Below are 24,236 nucleotides of genomic sequence, written 5' to 3'. Positions count from 1 at the left end.
CAGAGAGGCTTGAAAGGGTGCATAGGAGAAGTGGAGATACCTTAGTCGGGTGTGTTCTACTTCTGCCTATCTGCATAGCACCCTGACAAAAAAGTCAAGGGTGCTATTTTTCTACATAAACCACAAAAGGAGTGTTTTGATCATGAATCTGCTTACTACTTCAGAGCTTTCCGTTACCGAGATATACGACATCCTAGCAGAGGCGAAAAAATTTTCTGAGGGTGCTGCGTGGCAGCCTAATCAATCTTCCTTTGTTGCAAACTTGTTTTTTGAACCGAGTACTAGAACAAAATGTAGTTTTGAAATTGCTGAAAGAAGACTGGGCTTAAACATTATTCCATTTGAAACACACTCATCAAGTATCACTAAAGGAGAAACACTATATGATACGGTTCGAACTTTAGAATCCATTGGTGTCCAGGCAGTGGTCATTCGCCACACAGAAGATGAGTACTTCAAGCAGCTAGTTGGCAAAACAAACGTTAAAATTATTAATGCTGGAGATGGATGCGGTCATCATCCAACTCAATCGTTGCTCGACTTATTAACGATTTATGAAGAATACGGACATTTTCAAGGCCTTAAGGTAGGAATTGTGGGAGACCTAATACACAGCCGTGTGGCAAGGTCAAACGCGATTGCCCTTCACCGATTAGGGGCAGAGATCGTCTTCTCAGGGCCAAAAGATTGGATTGACCAAGAGCTTTTACAATACGGAAGTTATGAAGATATTGATACGTTAACAGAAACCGTTGATGTGCTCATGCTCCTTCGTATCCAACACGAAAGACATCAAGTTGGTGGAGAAACGGTTGATTATCATCAAGCTTTTGGTTTAACAGTAGAAAGAGAGAAACGAATGAAACAGGGAAGCATTATTATGCATCCTGCGCCAGTAAATAGAGATGTAGAAATCGCTGATAGTTTAGTCGAATGCGAGCGTTCGAGAATCTTTAAGCAAATGGAAAATGGCGTCTACGTTCGTATGGCAGTATTAAAAAGAGCATTACAACAATCTGAAGGGGGAAAATACAATGACAATTCTAATCAAAAATGGTCAATGGCTTACTGATAAAGGACAAAAAGAGGCAGTCGATATTTTAATAAAAGACGAAAAGATTGCAGCAATTGGTCCGGATCTTCAAGCGGAGGATGGAGAGATCATTGATGCAACAGGATTGCTAGTATCTCCTGGGTTTGTTGACTTGCATGTTCATTTACGTGAGCCAGGAGGAGAGAAGAAGGAAACGATTGCTACTGGTACACTAGCGGCAGCTCGTGGTGGTTTTACAACGATTGCAGCTATGCCTAATACAAGACCGGTTCCAGATTCAGTCGAAACTCTTCAAAACCTAAATAAACGAATTGCAGAAACAGGTGCTGTTCGAGTGTTGCCATATGCTTCGATTACCATCCGAGAGCTAGGAAAAGAACTTACTGATTTTGCAGCATTAAAAGAAGAAGGAGCATTCGCCTTCACGGATGACGGAGTAGGGGTCCAATCAGCAGATATGATGCTTCAAGCGATGCTGCTTGCGGCAAGTGTAAATATGCCAATCGTTGCACATTGCGAAGAAAACACGTTAATTCATAAGGGTTCTGTACATGAAGGGGAATTTTCAAAAAAACATGGGTTGAACGGAATTCCTTCTGTGTGTGAATCGGTTCATATTGCTAGAGACGTATTATTAGCAGAAGCAGCAAATTGTCATTACCATGTGTGCCATATTAGTACGAAAGAATCGGTCCGCGTGGTACGTGATGCCAAGCGTGCAGGCATCCGGGTAACAGCAGAAGTAACACCTCACCACCTATTATTATGTGATGAGGATATCCCAGGATTAGATACGAACTATAAAATGAATCCTCCACTAAGAGGAAAATTGGATCGTGAGGCATTGATTGAAGGTTTACTTGATGGAACGATTGATTTTATCGCTACAGACCATGCCCCACATACAGCAGATGAAAAAGCTGAGGGAATGGCTCTTGCACCATTTGGAATCGTTGGGTTAGAAACAGCATTCCCACTTTTATATACAAATCTTGTTGAAAAAGGAATCTTAACAGAAAAGCAGCTAGTTGATTTCTTAACAGTGAAGCCGGCTCAAGCGTTTAACTTACCATATGGAAAGCTTGAGGTTGGAGCGGTCGCTGATCTAGTGCTTGTAAATCTTACGGAAGAAGAAAGTATTGATCCAAACACATTCTTATCAAAAGGTAGAAACACTCCGTTTGGTGGTTGGGAGTGTAAAGGATGGCCAGTAGTAACAATCGCAGCTGGGAAAATCGCATGGAAAAGAGGGTATGTAACAGTATGAAAAGGCAATTAATTCTAGAAAACGGTACAGTCTTTATCGGAAAAGCTTTTGGAAGTGACACAGAAAAAATGGGGGAAGTCGTGTTTAACACCGGAATGACTGGTTATCAGGAAATTCTCTCTGACCCATCTTACTGTGGACAAATCGTTACTTTTACGTATCCGCTTGTTGGAAATTACGGAATTAATCGTGATGATTTTGAATCAATTTCTCCTTCTGTTCATGGAATGGTTGTTAAGGAAGCAGCAGAGTTTGCATCGAACTGGAGAAACGAAAAAACATTAGATGAATTACTAAAAGAAAAGAATATTCCTGGGATTTCAGGTGTAGATACAAGAAAGCTTACAAGAATCATTCGACAATATGGAGCACTAAAGGGTGCCATCTGTTCGACCGATGCAAGTGTCGAGGAAGTTCTCGAGGGGTTAAAAGCACCATTTAAAAACGATCAAGTAAAGCAGGTTTCCACAAAATCTGCTTATGCAAGCCCTGGTAGAGGAAGAAGAATCGTTCTTGTTGACTTTGGAATGAAGCATGGAATCTTACGCGAATTAAATAAGCGTGATTGTGACGTTATCGTTGTTCCATATAATACAACAGCTGAAGAAATTAAACGTTTAAAGCCAGACGGAGTGATGCTCTCAAATGGACCTGGAGATCCAAAGGATGTTCCAGAAGCGATTGAAATGATTCAACAAATCATTGGACATGTTCCTCTGTTTGGGATTTGCTTAGGTCATCAGCTATTTGCCTTAGCATGTGGAGCAAACACAGTTAAGTTAAAATTTGGACATAGAGGATCGAACCATCCGGTGAAGGATTTAGCAACAGGAAAAGTTGCTCTTACTTCACAAAACCACGGGTACACAGTTGAAGAAGAATCGCTTCAAGGAACTTTGTTAGAGGTTACACATATCGCCTTAAATGACGGTACTGTTGAAGGATTAAAGCATAAAGAAGCAAAAGCATTTACAGTCCAGTATCATCCGGAAGCATCACCAGGGCCAGAGGATGCAAATTATTTATTCGAACAGTTTTTACAGTTGATTGAGACAGAAAAAGAGGAAGGTGCAATCGAATGCCAAAGCGTACAGATATAAAAAGCATACTAGTTATCGGATCAGGTCCCATCGTCATTGGGCAAGCAGCAGAATTTGATTATGCAGGTACTCAAGCATGTATCGCATTAAAAGAAGAAGGGTACCGTGTCATCTTAGTAAACTCAAACCCAGCAACAATCATGACAGATACTACGATTGCGGATGCTGTATACATCGAGCCGTTAACATTGGAATTCGTGAGCACGATTATTCGTAAAGAACGCCCGGATGCACTTGTTCCAACACTTGGTGGGCAAACAGGCCTAAACTTAGCAGTGGAACTAGCTAAATCAGGTGTGCTTGAAGAATGTAATGTAGAAATTTTAGGTACCAAGCTTTCGGCCATTGAGCAAGCGGAGGATCGCGATTTATTCCGTACATTAATGAATGACTTAGGCGAGCCAGTACCTGAAAGTGAAATTATTCATACACTTGAAGAAGCATATGACTTCGTGGCTCAAATTGGTTATCCAGTCATCGTTCGTCCAGCGTTTACACTCGGCGGAACTGGTGGGGGTATCTGCCATAACGAAGAGGAATTGGTTGAAACCGTAACAAGTGGGTTGAAAAATAGCCCGGTTACACAATGTTTATTAGAGAAAAGCATTGCTGGATTCAAAGAAATTGAATACGAAGTGATGAGAGACGCTAATGACAATGCAATCGTTGTTTGTAATATGGAAAATATCGATCCAGTAGGTGTTCATACAGGCGATTCAATCGTTGTAGCACCGAGTCAAACGCTAAGTGATCGCGAGTATCAAATGCTTAGAAACACATCATTAAAAATCATCCGTGCCCTTGGAATTGAGGGTGGATGTAACGTCCAGCTGGCATTAGATCCTGACAGCTATGATTATTACATTATTGAAGTGAATCCGCGCGTGAGTAGATCTTCTGCTCTTGCATCAAAAGCAACAGGATATCCGATTGCGAAGCTTGCTGCAAAAATCGCGGTTGGGTTAACGCTTGATGAAATGATGAACCCTGTAACAGGAAAAACCTATGCAAGTTTTGAACCTGCACTTGATTATATTGTTTCAAAAATTCCAAGATGGCCGTTTGATAAGTTTGAAAGTGCTAACCGTACGCTAGGTACACAAATGAAGGCTACTGGTGAAGTAATGGCGATTGGTCGTACATTTGAGGAATCTTTATTAAAAGCAATTCGTTCACTTGAAGCGAATGTGTTCCATTTTTCACTAAACGATGCAGATGAAATTTCTGATGAGTTACTTGAGAAACGAATTCGTAAAGCTGGAGATGAGCGCCTGTTCTATATCGGGGAAGCCTTAAGACGTGGAGTCACGATCGAAACCATCCATGCATGGAGCAAAATTGATCTATTCTTCCTTGCAAAATTTGCTAAGATTGTCGAGTTCGAAGCAAAGTTACTAACTCTTCCTTTTAACGAGGAAATCACGAGAGAAGCAAAGGAACTAGGATTTGCTGACAGTACCCTTGCTAAGCTATGGGGGTCAAATGAGCGTGCTGTTTACGATTGGAGAGTAGAAAAGGGCATTGTTCCAGTTTATAAAATGGTTGATACCTGTGCAGCTGAGTTCGAGTCTGAAACCCCTTATTACTACGGTACGTATGAAGACGAAAATGAATCGATTGTTACTGAACGAGAAAGTGTAATTGTGCTTGGTTCTGGTCCAATCCGAATCGGTCAAGGGATTGAATTTGATTACTCAACGGTTCATGCGGTTTGGGCGATTCAAGAAGCTGGCTATGAAGCCATCATCATTAACAATAATCCTGAAACAGTATCAACTGACTTCAGTATCTCTGATAAGCTCTACTTTGAGCCTTTAACAATCGAAGATGTTATGCATGTGATTGATTTAGAAAAACCAGCTGGTGTAGTTGTCCAATTCGGTGGACAAACAGCGATTAACCTAGCTTCTAAGCTTGTAGAAAGAGGAGTTAAGATTCTAGGTACGAGCTTGGATGATCTTGACCGTGCAGAAAATCGCGACCGTTTTGAAGCTGCATTGCAAGAGCTAGGAATACCTCAGCCGTTAGGAAAAACTGCAAGAACAGCGGCTGATGCAGCCGTGATTGCTAATTCAATCGGATATCCGGTATTGGTTCGACCATCATATGTACTTGGTGGAAGAGCGATGCAAATCGTTTATCAAGAAGCTGAGTTATTGCAATACATGAAGGAAGCAGTAAAGATTAATCCTGAGCATCCAATATTAATTGACCGTTACCTAACAGGAAAAGAAATCGAAGTAGATGCAATCTGCGATGGCGAAACAGTAATCATTCCTGGAATTATGGAGCATATTGAAAGAGCTGGAGTTCACTCTGGTGACTCAATCGCTGTGTACCCGCCACAAAGCGTATCACAAGCAGTAAAAGACAAGCTTGTTGATTACACAATTCGTTTGGCTAAAGGTTTAGGAATCATTGGACTTTTCAACATTCAATACGTGGTTTCAAAAGAAGAAGTGTATGTGTTGGAAGTAAATCCTCGTTCAAGCCGTACGGTGCCATTCTTAAGTAAAATCACAAACGTACCAATGGCTAATCTGGCAACAAAAGCGATTCTTGGCTTATCACTGAAGGATCAAGGCTATGAGACAGGACTGGTAGAAGAAAAGCAAGGTGTATTTGTTAAAGTACCGGTGTTCTCTTTTGCTAAGCTAAGACGAGTGGATATAACATTAGGACCAGAAATGAAGTCTACTGGTGAAGTTATGGGGAAAGATCACACGCTTGAAAAAGCCCTTTACAAAGGCTTAGTTGCTTCAGGAATGAAAATTCAAGGATTTGGATCGGTTCTTATGACGATTGCTGACAAAGATAAGCAAGAAGCTTTAGGGATCGCGAAGCGTTTCTTCTCAATCGGGTTCCAGGTAATGGCAACGGAAGGGACAGCGAAGTTCTTCCAAGACCAAGGAATTCCAGTGAAGGTTGTTGAGAAGATTGGTGGAGGCCACCCTGATATCGTTGATGTAATCCGTAATGGGCAAGCACAGTTTGTGATTAACACCTTAACAAAAGGAAAGCAGCCAGAACGTGATGGGTTTAGAATTCGTAGAGAATCAGTTGAAAACGGTGTTCCTTGCTTAACTTCATTAGATACAGCAGAGGCCATTTTACGAGTAATTGAATCAATGAATTTTTCAGCTGAGGCGATGGAGAAAAGTCCCGCAAACAGCAGGGAGGCAGTACTACTATGATTTGTAATGAGGAATGTATCGTACTTTCCAATCAAGAAATAGCTCACAATATTTTTGAGCTCACCCTTAAGGGTGAGCTCGTCCAACAGATGAATGAACCAGGTCAATTTGTACATCTAAAGGTTAGTGATAGTGTAGATCCACTTTTGCGTAGACCAATTAGTATTGCAAAAATCGACCAAGTAAACAACATGTTTACGATGATTTTCCGGGCAGAAGGTAATGGAACAAAGCTACTTGCACAGAAAAAAGTCGGAGATGTTGTAGACGTTCTAGGGCCATTAGGAAATGGATTTCCAGTAGAGGAAGCAAAGGCTGGTTCAACCGCCCTTTTAGTAGGTGGCGGCATTGGTGTACCTCCGCTATATGAATTATCTCTAAGGCTAAAGGAAAGAAACGTGAATGTCATTCATGTGTTAGGCTTTGCAACAAAAGATGCGGTATTTTACGAAGAGAAATTTGCTGAATTAGGTGATACGTATATCGTAACGGTTGATGGATCTCATGGAGAGAAAGGATTTGTAACGGATATGATCTCCGCACAGAATCTTTCGTTTGATACATTGTACACATGTGGTCCTACCCCGATGTTACGAGCATTAGAGACCGCGTATCCAGAGAAAAACGTATATCTTTCTCTTGAAGAGCGAATGGGTTGTGGAATTGGAGCTTGCTTTGCATGCGTATGTAGAACACAGGAAGATCCTACAGGATATACTTATAAAAAGGTTTGTACGGATGGGCCAGTGTTTAAAGGAGGGGAGGTTCTAATATGAGTCAACTAGCGGTGAACCTACCTGGTTTACAATTAAAAAACCCAATCATGCCTGCGTCAGGATGCTTTGGATTCGGTAGAGAATATAGTCAGTTTTATGATTTAAGTACATTAGGTTCCATAATGATTAAAGCAACAACAGTAGAACCTCGGTTTGGGAATCCAACTCCACGGGTAGCAGAGACAACTGCTGGGATGTTAAATGCGATTGGCTTACAAAATCCCGGCCTTAGAAAGGTAATTGATGAGGAGCTTGCTTGGTTAGACCAATTTGATGTACCGATCATCGCAAATGTGGCTGGCTCACTTGAAGAGGACTATATTGAGGTTGCACGTGAAATTTCAAAGGTAAGCAATGTTCATGCTCTTGAACTGAATATCTCTTGCCCAAATGTAAAAACAGGTGGTATTGCTTTTGGAACGATTCCTGAAGTGGCAAAGGAATTAACGAAAAAGGTGAAAGAAGTATCGAGTGTACCTGTTTATGTCAAGCTTTCACCGAATGTATCGAATATTGTTGAGATGGCCAAAGCGGTCGAGGCAGGCGGTGCGGACGGGTTAACCATGATTAATACTTTAATTGGCATGAGGCTTGATTTGAAGACGGGTAAGCCTGTGCTTGCTAATAATACAGGGGGACTTTCAGGTCCTGCCATTAAACCGGTTGCGATTCGAATGATTTATGAAGTAAGTCAGCACGTAAATATACCTATTATTGGGATGGGTGGCGTTCAATCGGCAGAAGATGTGATTGAATTTTTTTATGCCGGAGCGAGTGCGGTGGCAGTTGGTACAGCTAATTTTGTGGATCCGCTTGTATGTCCGAAAATCATTGAACAACTTCCAGCGTTATTAAGTGAGCTTGGATTTGATCATATTTCAGAATGTACGGGAAGGAGCTGGAAAAAGAATGAAAAACTCGCTTATCATCGCGCTTGATTTTCCAGATAAAAATGATGTGTACGGTTTTTTAAAGAAATTTAATAATGAGCAATTATTCGTTAAAGTTGGCATGGAACTTTTTTATAAAGAAGGCCCTGCTATGGTTAAAGAACTAAAGGAAATGGGTCATGATATCTTCTTAGATTTAAAATTGCACGATATTCCAAATACAGTGGGTCGTGCGATGAGAAATCTAGCTAGCTTAGGCTGTGACTTAGTGAATGTTCATGCGGCAGGCGGAAAAGAAATGATGATGGCAGCTCTAGAAGGACTTGAGGCTGGAACGGCTTCAGGTGCGAAAAGGCCAAGCATCATCGCAGTAACACAGCTAACAAGTACTTCAGAGGAACAAATGAAGGGTGAACAATTAATTTCAGTGAGCCTTGAACAATCCGTTCTTCATTATGCAAAGGTAACGAAGGATGCGGGACTTGATGGTGTGGTTTGCTCCTCAAATGAAGTGAAGCTCATTCGTGAACAATTGGGTGAACACTTCTTAACTGTTACACCAGGAATTCGCATGAGTTCGGAGTCAGTTGGTGACCAAAAGAGAGTAGCTACTCCTGAGTTTGCTAGGAACGCAGGTGTATCCATGATTGTTGTAGGTCGCTCCATTACAAGAGCCGAAGATCCGGTACTAGCTTATCAGCTTTACAAAAACTCGTGGGAGGGAAAAGTATATGAAACAAAAAATAGCTAACACACTTTTAGAAATCGGAGCAGTCTCGTTACAACCGAATCATCCTTTTACTTGGACATCAGGAATTAAATCACCTATTTATTGTGATAACCGTCTAACTTTATCTTTCCCTGAAGCAAGAAGAGAGATTGCAGCTGGACTAAAGGAACTTATACTTAAGAACTTCCCTGAAGCAGAAGTGGTAGCTGGAACAGCAACTGCTGGAATTCCTCATGCTGCATGGGTAAGTGAACTACTTGATTTACCGATGAGTTATGTCCGTTCATCAGCTAAAGGTCATGGCAAAGGAAATCAGATTGAAGGCCGTGTCGTTGCAGGTCAAAAAGTAGTAGTAGTGGAAGACTTAATCTCAACAGGTGGAAGCGTAATTACAGCAGTTGATGCATTAAGGGAAGCGGGTTGTGAAGTATTAGGAGTCGTTTCTATCTTCACGTATGAACTGGAAAAAGGAAAGAAGCTATTAGAGGAAGCAAACATTAAGACATATTCACTAACAGATTTCTCAACATTAGTAGATGTTGCATTAGCGGCTGGAAGCATCGAAGAGGATGCAGTAGCTAGTCTTCGTAGCTGGAGCCAAGACCCAACAGCTTGGAAACCAGTAGTAAAAGCCTAATATAAATACAGAAAAAAGAGTGTCCACCCCAGACGGACAAAAACAGCAAATCTGTCCATTTGGGGTGTCTGACACCCTTTTTTTACGCTTTTCTTATTTTTTTAACTGGATGATAAGGTTTTCGTCAGGTGTGACGTATACCGTTTGTTGGTTGTCATATATGACGAAGCCTGGTTTTCCTCCATTTGGTTTCTTTACATGTCTAACCTGAGTGAAGTCAACGGGAACGGAGCTTGAGCTTCGTGCTTTACTAAAGTAGGAAGCGATATTGGCTGCTTCTAGAATGGTTGCATCACTAGGATTTTTGCTTCGAATGACAACATGTGATCCAGGAATATCCTTAGTATGAAGCCATAAATCGTCACGACTAGCTACTTTGTTCGTTAAATAATCGTTTTGCTTATTATTTTTTCCCACGAGGATGTCTGTTCCGTCGGTGGATACATATTGATCAAGTACTGGCTTTGCTACTACTTGTTTTTTTGATTTATTTTTTTGTCGGTCACGAATATATCCTTCTTCAATTAACTCTTGACGAATTTCCTCAATATCTTTGATAGAGGCGGTCTCCATTTGCTGAATTAAGGTCTCAAAATACAGCACTTCCTCGTTCGCTTTTTCAATTTGTTCTTGAACAATCTTACGTGCTGTTTTTGCTTTTTGATACTTTGTAAAGTATCGCTGCGCATTGTCTGAAGGTGATTTCTGAGGATCGAGTGGAATGGTAACCATTCCAGCATTCTCATCATAATAATTGATAACTTCGACGGATGTCATTCCTTTTTCAACTGCATAGAGATTGGCCGTTAATAACTCGCCGAATAATTGATATTCCTCCGCATTTTGTGCATCTACCAACGTTTTTTGAAGCTTATCGATTTTCTTCTTGTTTTTATCTCGTTCATTAATAATCAACCGTTCCAGATCATTTCCTTGCTGCTTCACACGGTCTCTTTCGGCTTTCCCAAAATAAAAACGGTCGAGCATTTCACTAATATTGGAAAACGACTGAACTTCACCTGATGTATGAGTCATCGGGAATAGATAAAACATTTCTTTTCCGTGGGTATTCATAATCGATGGCTCATTTTGATGGGTTTGAATTTTTTCCATGCGACTAATAAAAGCTTTGGGTAAGGTATTCCGGTTGGCAATGCCTGCTTCATGGACGATTTCTTTTGCTAATAAAGGAGATAAACCAGCAAAATGCTCAACCAGCTGCTTATCCATTGTTCCTGCATTAAAGTCCAATCTCTTTAACACATCCTCCTCTGTTGCCTCTAGAGGATTATATTTGTTTTGAGCAGGAGGAAGCTTGTACTCCTGACCAGGTAGAATCGCACGATGGCTGTTAAGAGCATAAGAAACATGCTTGATACTGTCTAAAATCATGTTTCGTGTTTTATCAATTAAGATAATATTGCTATGGCGTCCCATAATTTCAATTACGAGTTGTTTGCTCGACAGATCTCCGAGTTCGTTTCTTCCCTTCACATCCAAAACAATCATTCTTTCAAGTCCCACTTGATGAATATCCTCTAATATGTATCCTTCTAAATGCTTTCTTAATAACATGCAAAACATTGGAGGCTCATTGGGATTTTCATAAGACTCTGTGGTTATTTGTGCCCTCGCGTAACTAGGATGAACAGAAAGCAACAGCTTATGGTTCTTTCCGCCCGCACGAATAACAAGCACGATTTCATTTTTAAATGGTTGATGAATTTTATTAATACGCCCACCTCGTAAAGCCTCAGAAAGCTCCTTAGTGATAGCACGCGTAAACAGTCCGTCAAATGACATAAGAGAACATCCTTTACTATAAATTGCAAAAAAGCGGTCGCTTCCACTTTTGAAATAATTATATCATTTTTTTGGACGAGGCTGAATAAGCTTAGTTTAGAGTGAGTTGGGACAACTCTGTAGACTAGTGGCAGTTTTCGCATTGCTTGTTGTTTTTACGTACTAAGTGAGTTACACGAATCTAATTACGTTTCGTGCTCTTTTCCTCAGAATGGAGTCAAAACATCCTGATTCAGTATGTAGAGGGATAGAAAAAACCTTAATTCCGGTTTTTTCTTGCTCCTATAGCAAACAAGTGAACGAAAAGAGCCTAATCAAAAGGAGGAAGGGATTGCCGGATGAAATTCCATGGGATGGAAAAAAAGGAAGTAGAAAAAGCCTTAAATACTGATTACATGGTCGGTTTATCTGAGGCTGATGCAGTAAATCGTATAAAACAACATGGATTCAACGAGCTAGAAGAAGGAGAAAAGCAGTCCGCTTTAATCTTATTCTTTAGTCAATTCAAAGACTTCATGGTTCTTGTTTTATTAGCAGCAACGTTAATTTCGGGACTGTTAGGTGAGTATATAGATGCGATTGCTATCATCGCGATTGTCATTATCAATGGATTTTTAGGTTTTTTCCAAGAGCGTAAAGCCGAACGTTCCCTTCAGGCACTAAAGGAGTTATCAGCGCCACAAGTATATGTCTTAAGAGACGGGAATTGGATCAAAATTGCTTCAAGAGAGGTCGTACCAGGAGACATTTTACGATTTACAAGTGGCGACAGAATCGGGGCAGATGTGAGATTAATAGAAACCAATAGTTTAGAAATTGAGGAATCAGCATTAACGGGAGAATCGTTACCCGTACAAAAAACAGATAACAAATTGCAAGAAGAAAACCTTGGCCTTGGTGATATGCAAAACATGGCCTTTATGGGGACGATGATCACGCGGGGAAGCGGTGTTGGAGTTGTCGTTGGAACCGGAATGAAAACGGCGATGGGCCAAATTGCTGACCTGCTGCAAAATGCGGAAACAATGGAAACACCTCTTCAAAGAAGACTAGAGCAATTAGGGAAAATTTTAATCACAGCAGCCCTTCTTTTAACTGTATTAGTTGTGATTGCAGGAGTATTTGGCGGGCACGATTTATATACAATGTTTTTAGCTGGGGTATCTCTAGCAGTAGCTGCGATTCCTGAGGGTCTACCTGCAATTGTAACAGTTGCTTTATCCCTTGGAGTTCAACGAATGATTAAGCAAAAAGCCATCGTTCGAAAGCTCCCTGCTGTTGAAACCCTAGGTTGTGCTTCTGTTATTTGCTCTGATAAAACAGGAACGATGACACAGAATAAAATGACCGTTACTCATTTATGGAGCGGTGGAGAGGTTTCCCAAGTTGGTGGAGTTGGTTATGAGCCTAGAGGCGAATTCTATCGGGGAGATCATAAGGTTTCCATAAAAGAAGAAAAAGCACTTCAGCAAATGTTAATGTTTGGAATGCTTTGTAACCACGCCGAAATAACTCAAAAAGACAATGAATATGTTATTGACGGAGACCCTACAGAAGGTGCGCTTCTCGTATCTGCACTAAAAGCAGGGTTTAAAAGAGACCAACTTCACAAGCAGTATGAGTTAGTAAAAGAATTTCCGTTTGACTCAGCCCGGAAAATGATGAGTGTTGTTGTGAAGGATACGAACGGAAGACAATTTATTGTCACAAAGGGTGCCCCAGACGTCTTAATTTCAAAAAGTGAATCAATCCTCTGGGAAAATCGTCGACAGTTTATGTCTCGTGACATGGAGGGAAAAGTAAAGGATGCCATTGAAGGGTTAGCATCTCAAGCGTTACGTACAATCGCGATTGCTTACCGAGAGGTATCACCTGGAACGCTCATCCTTGATGAAAGAGAAGCAGAGAAGGATCTCACTTTTATCGGGTTACAAGGGATGATTGATCCACCACGACCAGAAGTGAAGCATGCAGTAAAAGAATGTAAAGAAGCAGGCATTAAGACCGTCATGATCACAGGAGATCATATCATTACAGCGAAGGCGATTGCCAAACAGCTAGGTATTTTAACACCAAAAAGTAAGGTACTAGATGGTAATGCACTGAATGAAATGTCTGTAGAAGAACTTGAAGAAGTTGTGGATGATGTTTCAGTATTCGCACGTGTTTCTCCAGAACATAAGTTAAAGATTGTAAAAGCATTACAAAGTAGAGGACATATCGTTGCGATGACTGGTGATGGGGTCAATGATGCGCCGGCTATTAAGGCAGCAGATATTGGTGTTGCAATGGGAATTACCGGTACAGATGTAGCGAAAGAAGCGTCTGCATTAGTTCTTCTCGATGATAATTTTGCAACGATTAAAGCAGCGATTAAAGAAGGAAGGAATATTTACGAGAACATTCGTAAATTCATTCGTTATCTGCTTGCTTCCAATGTTGGTGAAATATTAGTGATGCTGTTCGCCATGTTGCTTGCACTCCCACTGCCTCTAGTGCCAATTCAAATTCTTTGGGTCAACCTTGTAACGGATGGTTTGCCAGCCATGGCGTTAGGTCTTGATCAGCCAGAGGAAAATGTGATGAAGCGTGGTCCGCGGAGTCCTAAAGAAGGAGTTTTTGCAAGAGGGTTAGGTTGGAAGGTCATATCGCGAGGCTTTTTAATTGGAACTTCCACTTTGCTTGCGTTTATGATTTCGTATAATGAAAATCCTAATGATTTAATCCATGCTCAAACAGTTGCTTTTGCCACTCTTGTTTTAGCTCAATTGATTCATGTTTTCGATTGCCGCAGTGAAAAATCAGTTTTCTCAAGAAATCCATTCGGAAACATGTATCTTGTATGGGCGGTTATTTCTTCATTAGCTTTAATGCTAGTAGTTATGTACTATCCGCCATTTCAACCAATCTTCCATACCGTTCCACTGGCTCTTCGTGATTGGTTATTAGTCATTGGTTTTGCTTCCATCCCAACTTTTTTACTAGCAGGTTCATTTTTGGCAAGTAAAAATAAATAAAGTATGTTATAATCCAAAAGGTGATAGAGAAAGCTCTATTACCTTTTTCTATACACAAAAAGTTATGGGGTGTTGGGTTTGGTAAGAAGCATGACAGGCTTTGGTAGGAGCATCCGCAGCAATGAACATATCAAGGTAACTGTTGAGGTTAAAACGGTGAATCACCGATTTGCCGAATATCACTTCCGAATACCTAGAAGTCTTTCTAACTTCGAGGATAAGCTAAAAAAGAATCTAAATGAATACATAAAAAGAGGAAGAATTGAGGTCTTCATTACCATAGAAGGTGAAGAACTGACAAATCGAAAACTCTTAGTCGATTGGAGTCTCTTAGAGGACTATCTTCAGTACATAAAGGAAATTCAGAAACGTTTTCAAATAAATGAGGGTGTTTCATTAAAGGATATACTTAATCGTGACGAGATATTTAGTATTGAAGAGCAAGAATCTGGCACCGAGTGTATTGAAGAGCTTGTGTTAGATGCAAGCTTAGAGGCTGCTCAAAATTGTGTGAATATGCGTGAAGCGGAAGGGAAGGCATTGCAACAGGATATTCGCTCACATATTGAAAAGATACAATCGACTGTCCAAGCACTTAGACAATATGCGCCAACTGTGGTTGAACAATACGCGAATCGGTTAAAAAAGAGAATTCAAGAATATGTAGACCTGCAGCTGGATGAAGCGAGAATCGTGACTGAAATTGCCATTTTTGCAGATAAAGCAGATATCAATGAAGAGCTTGCAAGACTCGATAGTCATGTTGTGCAATTTAATACCTTCCTTAATGATCAGGAGCCTGTTGGAAGAAAACTTGATTTCCTTGTTCAAGAGATGAATAGGGAAACAAATACAATCGGATCAAAGGCAAATGATGCAAAGATAGCTACCGAAGTGGTAGAGTTAAAAAGCTTGATTGAAAAGATTAAGGAGCAGATTCAAAATATTGAATAGCTCTTGGTTTAGAAAAGCTTTAGGAAGGTAAAAATAATTCTTATGATTGGAGGACAATCATGTCAATTAAACTAATAAATATCGGTTTTGGAAACATCGTTTCTGCAAATCGAATTATTTCTATCGTTAGTCCCGAATCAGCTCCGATAAAGAGAATTATTCAAGATGCTAGGGATCGTGGTTCGTTAATAGATGCTACATATGGAAGAAGAACTCGTGCAGTAATTGTGATGGATAGTGACCATGTTATTCTTTCTGCGGTACAGCCAGAAACGGTTGCGGCCCGATTAAATGATAAAGATGATATTATTGATGAAGGGTAGGATTGATTCATGCAAGAAAAAGGGTTATTAATTGTATTATCTGGACCCTCTGGAGTAGGAAAAGGTACGGTAAGGAAAGAGGTATTTTCACAGCCTGATACCGCCTTTGAATACTCTATTTCAATGACTACCCGTGCTCCAAGAGAAGGGGAAGTTGATGGAGTTGATTACTTCTTTAAGTCTAGAGAAGAATTTGAACAACTTATAAAAGAGGAAAAGCTACTTGAGTATGCCGAATTTGTGGGCAATTACTACGGGACACCCGTTGATTACGTAAGACAAACATTAGATAGTGGTAAAGACGTATTCTTGGAAATTGAAGTACAAGGTGCGAGACAGGTTAGAAAGAAGTTTCCGGATGGACTTTTTATTTTCCTCGTTCCTCCAAGTTTATCTGAGTTGAAAAACCGGATTGTCACACGTGGTACGGAGACTGAGGATGTAATCAACAATCGAATGAATGCAGCACGAGAAGAATTAGAAATGATGCATTTGTATGATTATGTTGTGGAAAACGACCAAGTCGACAGAGCTGTTGAAAGAATTAAAGCGATCGTCATTGCCGAGCATTTACGTCGTGAAAGAGTAGAACCTAGATATAGAAGAATTTTGGAGGTAGATTAATCCATGTTATATCCATCAATTGATTCATTAATGACAAAAATTGACTCAAAGTATTCACTAGTTTCGGTTGCTGCAAAAAGAGCACGAAAGCTACAACAAGGAGAAAACCTGCACTTAGATAAGTATGTTTCTCATAAGCAGGTTGGAAAAGCATTAGAAGAAATTCATGCCGATAAGCTTACTTACCGTATCGTAAAAGACGAATCAGCTGAATAAAGACGGGGAACAACCTAAATTTTAGGTTGTTTTTTGTTTTAAAGATGCAAATGAAGTTAGGTTCTTGCATAATGGAAGAAAGATGTTTATCGAACGGAGGTTTTTTCTGTGAGAGGAAAGAAGATTTTACTATGTGTTACTGGGGGAATTGCGGTTTTTAAAGCAGCAGCTTTAACAAGCAAACTCACCCAAGCTGGGCTTGAAGTAAAGGTCATTTTAAGTGAATCGGCTTCAAAATTTGTGACACCCTTAACCTTTCAGGCACTTTCAAGAAACGATGTACATATAGACACGTTTGATGAAAAGAATTCAAAGGTAATTGCCCATATTGATTTGGCTGATTGGGCAGATTTAATCGTTGTTGCTCCGGCAACAGCGAATGTCATTGGAAAGATAGCGAATGGAATCGCTGATAATATGATTACTACGACCTTGCTGGCTGCAACATCACCGGTATGGATTGCCCCTGCAATGAACGTTCATATGTATGACCATCCTGCAGTGAGAAAGAATTTAGAAACATTACGAAGCTACGGATATGGATTTATCGAGCCTGGAGAGGGTTATTTAGCATGTGGGTATGTGGGGAAAGGCAGAATGGAAGAGCCTGAGACGATTGTTGAGAAAATTGCTGAATTTTTCCAACCTACGAATACTCCTTTAAAGAGTAAAAAGGTACTTGTAACAGCAGGTCCAACACGAGAAAAAATAGATCCTGTCCGATATATTACGAATTTTTCGTCCGGAAAAATGGGGTATGCCATTGCCGAACAAGCTAGGAATCTTGGAGCGGAGGTTACTCTCATTACAGGACCTGTTTCCATTGATCCGCCACTGGGAGTTAAGGTTATCCATGTGGAAAGTGCGCAGGATATGCTTGATGAGACAATCGCCCAATATGAATCTAGTGATTTAATTGTAAAAACAGCTGCGGTTGCTGATTATAAGCCAAAGACGGTTTCTGATCGCAAAATTAAAAAGCAGGAAGGCAATGAAAGCATCACATTAGAAAGAACCAAGGACATTTTATTTGAGCTTGGAAAAATCAAAAAGCACCAAGTATTGGTTGGTTTTGCTGCGGAAACTGACCATGTAGAAGAGTACGCAATGAGAAAACTCGAGAAGAAAAATGCTGATATCATCGTGGCAAACAATGTTGCAGAAGAAGGATCTGGATTTGGGACAGATACAAATAAAATAACGATTTATAAGCGGGATGGACATTCTATCTCGTTACCATTAATGACAAAGCAAGAAGCGGCAAAAACCCTTCTTTTAGAGGCTTTAAAGCTCCTACCAAAAGAGGAAGCTGAATGATTGCAAGTGTAATTGTGGATGTCCCAGCTAAGCAAACCGACAGACCATTTGATTATCGCATTCCTGAGCATTTAGAAGGGGTGATCACCCCAGGAATGAGGGTGGTTGTTCCGTTTGGGCCTCGGAAAATTCAAGGGTTTGTCATTTCCGTTCAGCCTAGCTCAGAGTTTGAAAAGCTTAGAGATATTATTGCTCCTATGGATATTATACCGGTATTAAATGAAGAACTTTTACAGCTTGGGGATTGGTTATCTGAAGAAACTCTTTGTTATCGAATTTCTGCCTATCAGGTAATGCTACCGGCAGCACTTAAAGCCAAATACGAAAAAAAAATCCGCATGACGACCGATTTGAATCTGTTGCCACAGGTCCTACAAAAGGTATTTGAGAAAAGTCAAATTGTTTCTTTTGATACGATTGAAAAGGATGCATGGAAGGTATTACAAAAAGAAATCGCTAGTAAACATGTTGAATTTATATATGAAGTAAAGGAACGGGTGAATAAGAAAAAGCGTAAGTATGTTATGCCGCATATGAATGAAGAGGAGCTATCTGATTCACTCAAGCTATTATCCATTCAGGCAACGAAGCAAAGGGAAATTATAGAGTTTTTCCTAGCTAACCCAGATCCAGTTCCTTTACAACAATTGATGAACCTATTAAACACCTCTTCATCTGCTATAAAGGGTCTCGTTAATAAAGGGATGTTAAGGGAAGAAGAAGTAGAAGTGTACCGAGATCCTTACGAAAATCGTGTATTTGAACGGACACAGGCTTTGCCATTAACTCCTGAGCAGTCGATAGCTATTACCCCCGTTTTACAAACTATTGAAGAGGATCTTCATCAAGTGTTCTTACTTTATGGGGTAACAGGTAGTGGAAAAACGGAAGTATATTTACAATCGATTCAACGAGTGTTAGAGAAAGGAAAGGAAGCGATCGTTCTCGTCCCAGAAATCGCCTTAACTCCACAAATGGTGAAACGGTTTAAGGGAAGATTCGGAGATGAAGTGGCTGTCATGCACAGCGGACTTTCTACAGGGGAAAAATACGATGAGTGGCGAAAGATTCAAAGAAAAGAAGTAAAAGTGGTTGTAGGGGCAAGGTCTGCCATTTTTGCGCCCTTTGAAAACCTCGGAATTATTATCATTGATGAAGAGCATGAAACAAGTTATAAGCAAGAAGAAAATCCTAGATACCATGCAAGAGACGTAGCGATTCAACGTGCCAAAAAATATGGCTGTCCAGTTGTACTAGGAAGCGCAACTCCAGCACTCGAATCATTTGCTCGTGCAAAAAAAGGTGTGTATGAGCTTTTAACATTACCGAGCCGGATGAATAGTGGTCCGATGCCTCATGTAGAAGTCGTGGATATGAGAGAAGAGCTTCGCGAAGGAAATCGCTCCATGTTTTCAAGGGTGTTAATGGAAAAATTGAAGGATAGACTCGAAAAGCAGGAGCAAACAGTTTTGTTTTTAAACAAACGAGGACATTCCTCCTTTGTGATGTGTAGAGATTGCGGGTATGTTGTTAACTGTCCGGATTGTGATATTTCGTTAACTTATCATCGATTTAGTGAGAGAATGAAGTGTCATTATTGCGGCTATGAGTCCCTTGTTCCAACACAATGCCCAGAATGCCAATCAGAGTATATTCGTTATTTTGGGACAGGCACACAAAAGATTGAAGAAGAACTTGGCAAAGTGTTGCCAGAGGCAAGAGTTATCCGAATGGATGTGGATACGACTTCAAAAAAAGGGGCGCATGAAAAGCTGTTAACTGATTTTGGTGATGGAAAAGCAGATATTCTGTTAGGAACGCAAATGATAGCAAAAGGATTAGATTTTCCTAAGATTACACTTGTAGGAGTTCTTTCAGCTGATACGATGCTGCATATCCCTGATTTCCGTTCATCTGAGAAAACTTTTCAGCTGCTAACACAGGTAAGTGGAAGAGCCGGAAGACATGAGCTAACAGGGGAAGTTATTGTACAAACCTATACGCCTGAGCATTATAGTATTCAGTTTGCCGCTCAGCAGGACTATGATTTGTACTATGAAAGGGAAATGCAAATAAGAAAGCTTCACCATTATCCCCCTTTCTACTATATATCCCTGATCACAGTAAGCCATGAAAATTTGATGAAGGTGGTGTCGGTGACAGAGAAGATTACCGGATACATTCGGAAAAGTCTTTCTCCAGAAGCGATTGTTCTAGGCCCTGTTGCCTCACCAATCCCTCGAATCAAAAATAGATATAGATACCAATGTTTGATAAAATACAAACGTGAGCCACAGTTAGGTCGTGCCATTAAAACTGTACTTGATCAATATCAGCATGAATCTGCAACAACCGGGTTAACCATTTCTACAGACGTGAATCCTTATATTCTCATGTAGTTGGTTATGAAGCGAGTTGTTTTCGTAGAGAATAGTGATAAATATGAAAAAATCGGAGGAAGTATTTTGACGGTAAAGAAGCTAGTTACTCATCCTGCAGAGGTACTTGAGCAAGATTGTGAGAGAGTAACGGTATTTGATAAAAAACTAGAAAAGCTACTAAACGATATGTACGATACTATGATTGAATTCGATGGGGTAGGTCTTGCAGCCCCTCAAATTGGCATAGCAAGACAGATTGCCATCGTTGATATAGACGATGAGTCGGGGACGATTGAACTAATTAACCCTGAAATATTAGAAGTGTCCGGCGAACAAACAGGTCCGGAAGGTTGTCTTAGTTTCCCAGGAGTTTACGGAGAGGTAACAAGACCGTATTTTGTAAAGGTGAAAGCTCGAAACCGAAAAGGAAAAGCGTTTGTGATCGAAGCAGAAGATTTTTTAGCACGTGCGATTCTTCATGAAATCGATCATCTTCATGGCATCCTATTTACATCCAAAGTAACAAGGTATTTGACTGAAGAAGAGTTAGAGGGAGTCGAAAGCGAATGACAAAAATAGTATTTATGGGTACTCCTGATTTTTCTGTTCCCGTATTAAGAAGTGTGATAGAAGCAGGATACGAGGTGATCGGTGTAGTTACTCAACCAGATCGCCCAGTTGGAAGAAAAAGAGTACTTACTCCACCTCCGGTAAAAGTAGAAGCGGAAAAGCATGGTATTCCTGTTCTTCAACCTGAAAAGATTCGTGTAAGAGAGGACTTAGATCAAGTATTAAGCTTAAAGCCTGACTTAGTCGTAACGGCAGCGTTCGGACAAATCCTTCCGAAGGAACTGTTAGAAGCGCCACCGCTCGGATGCATTAATGTTCATGCCTCTCTGTTACCAGAATTGCGTGGAGGGGCTCCCATCCATTACTCCATCATTCAAGGAAAAGAGAAAACAGGAATTACGATCATGTATATGGCAGAAAAGCTTGATGCAGGTGATATATTAACTCAAGTAGAAGTAGAAATTACAGAAACAGATACGGTTGGTTCTTTACATGATAAGCTTAGTGAGGCAGGTTCTAAGTTATTGTTAGACACATTGCCAAGACTGATTAAGGGGGAGTTAGAACCAATTCCCCAAAATGAGAAGGAAGCAACATTTGCGTATAATATAAAGCGCGAGGAAGAGAAAATTGTTTGGTCTAAAACAGGCGAAGAAATTTACAACCATATCAGGGGCATGAACCCATGGCCAGTTGCATACACCCACCTTTCAGATTCAGTGTTGAAGCTATGGTGTGCGACGAAGGTAAAGGCAGTGAAAAAGGCAGATCCAGGAGAAATTATTGCGATCGAAGAAGATGGTTTTGTTGTTGCAACTGGCAATGATACAGCGATCAAAGTGCTTGAGCTCCAGCCTTCTGGTAAAAAGAAAATGACAGCCGATCAATTTTTACGTGGGGCAGGTTCGTTTTTAAAGGTTGGAGATCGTATAGGAGTTAGCAAATGACAGAAAAATCAAATGTTCGAGAAAGTGTTGTAACCATTCTGGAGCAAATCGAAAAAAATCAATCATATAGCAATCTACTTTTAAACCATGTGATTAAAAAGAATCAAATTGCAACGAAGGATATTGGATTGTTAACGGAATTAACATACGGAACGTTACAAAGAAAAATGACTCTTGATTATTACTTAGAGCCATTTATAAAAAACCCAAAAAAGCTTGAAAACTGGGTGAAGCAGCTACTGCGAATGACGTTATATCAAATGCTTTATTTAGATAAAATACCCGACCGTGCAGCCATTCATGAGGCAGTGGAAATTGCTAAAAAGAGAGGGCATAAAGGGATATCTGGGATGGTTAATGGTGTTCTCCGCTCTTTGCAACGTGAAGGCATAAGAGATATGGATGAGATTAAGGATGAAGTCGAACGATTGTCCATAGAAACCAGTCATCCTACTTGGCTTGTTAGAAGATGGATCGAGCAATTTGGGTATAATAAAGCGAAAGAGATGTGTGAGATAAATTTAACTGCACCAATGCAAACAGCACGAGTTAATACAAATAAAATCACCAGAGAAGCTTGCATCAAAAGGCTTTCAGAAGAAGGCTTTCAAGTCGGGGAAAGTGTGGTTGTTCCTGAAGCAATTAAATGCTTAAAAGGAAATCTTGCCCATTCGGAAAGCTTTAAAGAAGGCTTGATTACGATTCAGGATGAAAGCTCCATGCTTGTAGCATATGCATTAGGAATCGAACAAAATGAAACGATTTTAGATGCATGCGCAGCTCCTGGTGGAAAGTCGACTCATATCGCTGAAAAGCTAGAAGAAACAGGACAAGTTATTTCATTAGATCTTCATGAGCATAAAGTGAGGTTGATTAATGAAAATGCTGCCCGACTTGGACTGACAAATATAGAAACTAAAGCTATGGATAGTCGTAAAGTACAAGAAGAGTTTGAGGGTATGACGTTCGATCGGATATTGCTTGATGCCCCATGCTCTGGTCTTGGTGTAATGAGAAGAAAGCCAGATATGAAATACACAAAAAAAGAAGAGGATTTAAATCGTCTTCAGAGTATTCAGTTGCAGTTATTAGATTCTGTTACTCCACTGTTAAAGCCAGGTGGAACGTTGGTGTACAGTACATGTACAATCGACCGCTCTGAAAATGAAGAGGTAGTGGCAGCGTTTTTACAAAAGCATACAGATTTTGAAGGAGACCTTTCGGTTATTGAGAGGATGCCAAAGGCTATTCAGCCACTTATGACGGACTTTCAGCTTCAGATTTTCCCTCAAGATTTTGGTTCAGATGGATTTTATATTGCAAGTTTAAGGAAGAAGGTGTAAAGAAATGGAACAGACAACTATCGAAAAAGAACAAACATCCGTGCAAAAACCATCCATTTACTCTATAGAATTACACGATTTAAAAGCATGGTTAGTAGAACATAATGAAAAGGCATTTCGTGCCGAGCAAATCTTTGATTGGTTATACAAAAAGAGAGTGACAAGTTTTGAGGATATGTCTAATCTCTCAAAAACTTTACGTGAAACGTTAGAAAATCATTATTCACTAACCACACTAAATACGCTTATTCAACAACAATCATCAGATGGGACGATTAAGTTTTTATTTGAACTACATGATGGTTACTCTATTGAAACAGTCCTTATGAGGCATGAATATGGGAATTCGGTGTGTGTAACCACACAAGTTGGCTGCCGAATTGGTTGTACTTTCTGTGCATCAACATTAGGTGGACTGAAACGAAATCTAGAAGCAGGGGAAATCGTCGCTCAAGTAGTAAAAGTACAGCAAGCATTAGATGAAACAGATGAAAGAGTAAGCTCTGTCGTTATTATGGGAATAGGAGAGCCTTTTGATAATTACAATGATATGCTTTCATTTTTGAAGATTATCAACCATGATAAAGGATTGAATATTGGAGCTAGACATATTACGGTTTCGACAAGTGGAATTATCCCGAAGATTTATCAGTTTGCCGATGAAAGTATGCAAATTAACTTTGCGATTTCACTTCATGCACCAAATACGGAAATTCGCAGTCGTCTAATGCCTATTAACCGTGCGTATAAGCTCCCTGATTTAATGGATGCGGTACGTTATTATATTGAGAAGACAGGAAGAAGAGTAAGTTTTGAATATGGGCTATTTGGCGGCGTAAATGACCAGGTTGAGCATGCCGAAGAGCTAGCAAAGCTCATTAAAGGTGTGAAATGTCACGTAAACTTAATTCCAGTAAACTATGTGCCGGAAAGAGATTACGTTCGAACACCTAAAGATCAAATTTTTGCATTTGAAAAAACGTTAAAAAATCATGGAGTAAACGTAACGATTCGTAGAGAGCACGGTCATGATATTGATGCAGCATGTGGACAACTTCGTGCAAAGGAACGAAAAGAAGAGACGAGGTGACAA

Annotated in this window: 20 protein-coding genes; 19 read left to right on the top strand and 1 reads right to left on the bottom strand. The window is 40.2% G+C overall.

The features are described 5' to 3' along the window. The first annotated feature begins 139 nt into the window (after positions 1-139). The 8 genes from ACRX5O_RS08130 to pyrE are packed head-to-tail and all read left to right on the top strand — an operon-like array spanning position 140 to position 9,648. Positions 140-1,072, top strand: coding sequence for an aspartate carbamoyltransferase catalytic subunit (locus ACRX5O_RS08130; RefSeq protein ID WP_433905531.1), 933 nt, complete (start codon positions 140-142; stop codon positions 1,070-1,072). Beyond that, complete coding sequence (gene pyrC / locus ACRX5O_RS08125; protein WP_433905473.1) at positions 1,035-2,321, top strand: dihydroorotase; 1,287 nt, start codon at positions 1,035-1,037, stop codon at positions 2,319-2,321. Before ACRX5O_RS08130 ends, pyrC begins: the two co-directional genes overlap by 38 nt. Then, positions 2,318-3,421 (top strand): carbamoyl phosphate synthase small subunit, encoded by a 1,104-nt coding sequence (locus ACRX5O_RS08120; protein WP_433905472.1) that lies wholly within the window; start codon positions 2,318-2,320, stop codon positions 3,419-3,421. The genes pyrC and ACRX5O_RS08120 overlap by 4 nt, the downstream gene beginning before the upstream one ends. Further along, positions 3,400-6,615 (top strand): carbamoyl-phosphate synthase large subunit, encoded by a 3,216-nt coding sequence (gene carB / locus ACRX5O_RS08115; protein WP_433905471.1) that lies wholly within the window; start codon positions 3,400-3,402, stop codon positions 6,613-6,615. The genes ACRX5O_RS08120 and carB overlap by 22 nt, the downstream gene beginning before the upstream one ends. Continuing rightward, positions 6,612-7,391: a dihydroorotate dehydrogenase electron transfer subunit gene (locus ACRX5O_RS08110; RefSeq protein WP_433905470.1), complete on the top strand. Its 780-nt coding sequence runs from the start codon at positions 6,612-6,614 to the stop codon at positions 7,389-7,391. Before carB ends, ACRX5O_RS08110 begins: the two co-directional genes overlap by 4 nt. Further along, positions 7,388-8,329 (top strand): dihydroorotate dehydrogenase, encoded by a 942-nt coding sequence (locus tag ACRX5O_RS08105; RefSeq protein WP_433905469.1) that lies wholly within the window; start codon positions 7,388-7,390, stop codon positions 8,327-8,329. Before ACRX5O_RS08110 ends, ACRX5O_RS08105 begins: the two co-directional genes overlap by 4 nt. Continuing rightward, complete coding sequence (pyrF, locus tag ACRX5O_RS08100) at positions 8,301-9,032, top strand: orotidine-5'-phosphate decarboxylase (RefSeq protein ID WP_433905468.1); 732 nt, start codon at positions 8,301-8,303, stop codon at positions 9,030-9,032. Before ACRX5O_RS08105 ends, pyrF begins: the two co-directional genes overlap by 29 nt. Next, positions 9,013-9,648, top strand: a complete 636-nt coding sequence (pyrE, locus tag ACRX5O_RS08095; protein WP_433905467.1) for an orotate phosphoribosyltransferase — start codon at positions 9,013-9,015, stop codon at positions 9,646-9,648. The genes pyrF and pyrE overlap by 20 nt, the downstream gene beginning before the upstream one ends. 93 nt (positions 9,649-9,741) lie before the next feature. Here pyrE and ACRX5O_RS08090 read toward each other — a convergent pair whose 3' ends face one another. Next, complete coding sequence (locus ACRX5O_RS08090; RefSeq protein WP_433905466.1) at positions 9,742-11,451, bottom strand: Rqc2 family fibronectin-binding protein; 1,710 nt, start codon at positions 11,449-11,451, stop codon at positions 9,742-9,744. Positions 11,452-11,789: 338 nt separating this feature from the next. On the opposite strand from ACRX5O_RS08090, the gene ACRX5O_RS08085 reads away from it, so the two are divergent. The 11 genes from ACRX5O_RS08085 (at position 11,790) to rlmN (ending at position 24,233) form a co-directional block, all read left to right on the top strand. Continuing rightward, positions 11,790-14,468 carry a calcium-translocating P-type ATPase, SERCA-type gene (locus ACRX5O_RS08085; RefSeq protein WP_433905465.1) on the top strand — a complete coding sequence of 893 codons (2,679 nt, stop codon included), beginning with the start codon at positions 11,790-11,792 and terminating at the stop codon, positions 14,466-14,468. Between the two features lie 78 nt (positions 14,469-14,546). Further along, positions 14,547-15,422 (top strand): YicC/YloC family endoribonuclease, encoded by an 876-nt coding sequence (locus ACRX5O_RS08080; protein WP_433905464.1) that lies wholly within the window; start codon positions 14,547-14,549, stop codon positions 15,420-15,422. A gap of 59 nt (positions 15,423-15,481) precedes the next feature. Beyond that, complete coding sequence (gene remA / locus ACRX5O_RS08075) at positions 15,482-15,745, top strand: extracellular matrix/biofilm regulator RemA (RefSeq protein WP_066053091.1); 264 nt, start codon at positions 15,482-15,484, stop codon at positions 15,743-15,745. Between the two features lie 9 nt (positions 15,746-15,754). Beyond that, on the top strand, positions 15,755-16,369 hold the full coding sequence (gmk, locus tag ACRX5O_RS08070) for a guanylate kinase (RefSeq protein WP_119707490.1): 615 nt from the start codon (positions 15,755-15,757) through the stop codon (positions 16,367-16,369). A gap of 3 nt (positions 16,370-16,372) precedes the next feature. Continuing rightward, positions 16,373-16,585 carry a DNA-directed RNA polymerase subunit omega gene (gene rpoZ / locus ACRX5O_RS08065; RefSeq protein WP_119707491.1) on the top strand — a complete coding sequence of 71 codons (213 nt, stop codon included), beginning with the start codon at positions 16,373-16,375 and terminating at the stop codon, positions 16,583-16,585. 108 nt (positions 16,586-16,693) lie between these two features. Next, positions 16,694-17,902, top strand: a complete 1,209-nt coding sequence (coaBC, locus tag ACRX5O_RS08060; RefSeq protein WP_433905463.1) for a bifunctional phosphopantothenoylcysteine decarboxylase/phosphopantothenate--cysteine ligase CoaBC — start codon at positions 16,694-16,696, stop codon at positions 17,900-17,902. Further along, on the top strand, positions 17,899-20,301 hold the full coding sequence (gene priA / locus ACRX5O_RS08055) for a primosomal protein N' (protein WP_433905462.1): 2,403 nt from the start codon (positions 17,899-17,901) through the stop codon (positions 20,299-20,301). The genes coaBC and priA overlap by 4 nt, the downstream gene beginning before the upstream one ends. Before the next feature lie 66 nt (positions 20,302-20,367). After that, complete coding sequence (def, locus tag ACRX5O_RS08050) at positions 20,368-20,853, top strand: peptide deformylase (protein WP_433905461.1); 486 nt, start codon at positions 20,368-20,370, stop codon at positions 20,851-20,853. Further along, the gene (gene fmt, locus ACRX5O_RS08045) at positions 20,850-21,800 is read left to right on the top strand and encodes a methionyl-tRNA formyltransferase (protein ID WP_433905460.1); all 951 of its coding nucleotides are present in this window, start codon (positions 20,850-20,852) and stop codon (positions 21,798-21,800) included. The genes def and fmt overlap by 4 nt, the downstream gene beginning before the upstream one ends. Continuing rightward, positions 21,797-23,143 carry a 16S rRNA (cytosine(967)-C(5))-methyltransferase RsmB gene (gene rsmB / locus ACRX5O_RS08040; protein ID WP_433905459.1) on the top strand — a complete coding sequence of 449 codons (1,347 nt, stop codon included), beginning with the start codon at positions 21,797-21,799 and terminating at the stop codon, positions 23,141-23,143. Before fmt ends, rsmB begins: the two co-directional genes overlap by 4 nt. Before the next feature lie 4 nt (positions 23,144-23,147). Beyond that, positions 23,148-24,233 carry a dual-specificity RNA methyltransferase RlmN gene (gene rlmN / locus ACRX5O_RS08035; protein ID WP_433905458.1) on the top strand — a complete coding sequence of 362 codons (1,086 nt, stop codon included), beginning with the start codon at positions 23,148-23,150 and terminating at the stop codon, positions 24,231-24,233. Positions 24,234-24,236: the final 3 nt, after the last annotated feature.

It is taken from the genome of Robertmurraya mesotrionivorans (assembly GCF_050971805.1).
Taxonomy (GTDB): Bacteria; Bacillota; Bacilli; order Bacillales; family Cytobacillaceae; genus Robertmurraya_A.
This window is presented reverse-complemented; position numbering and strand designations above follow the sequence as displayed.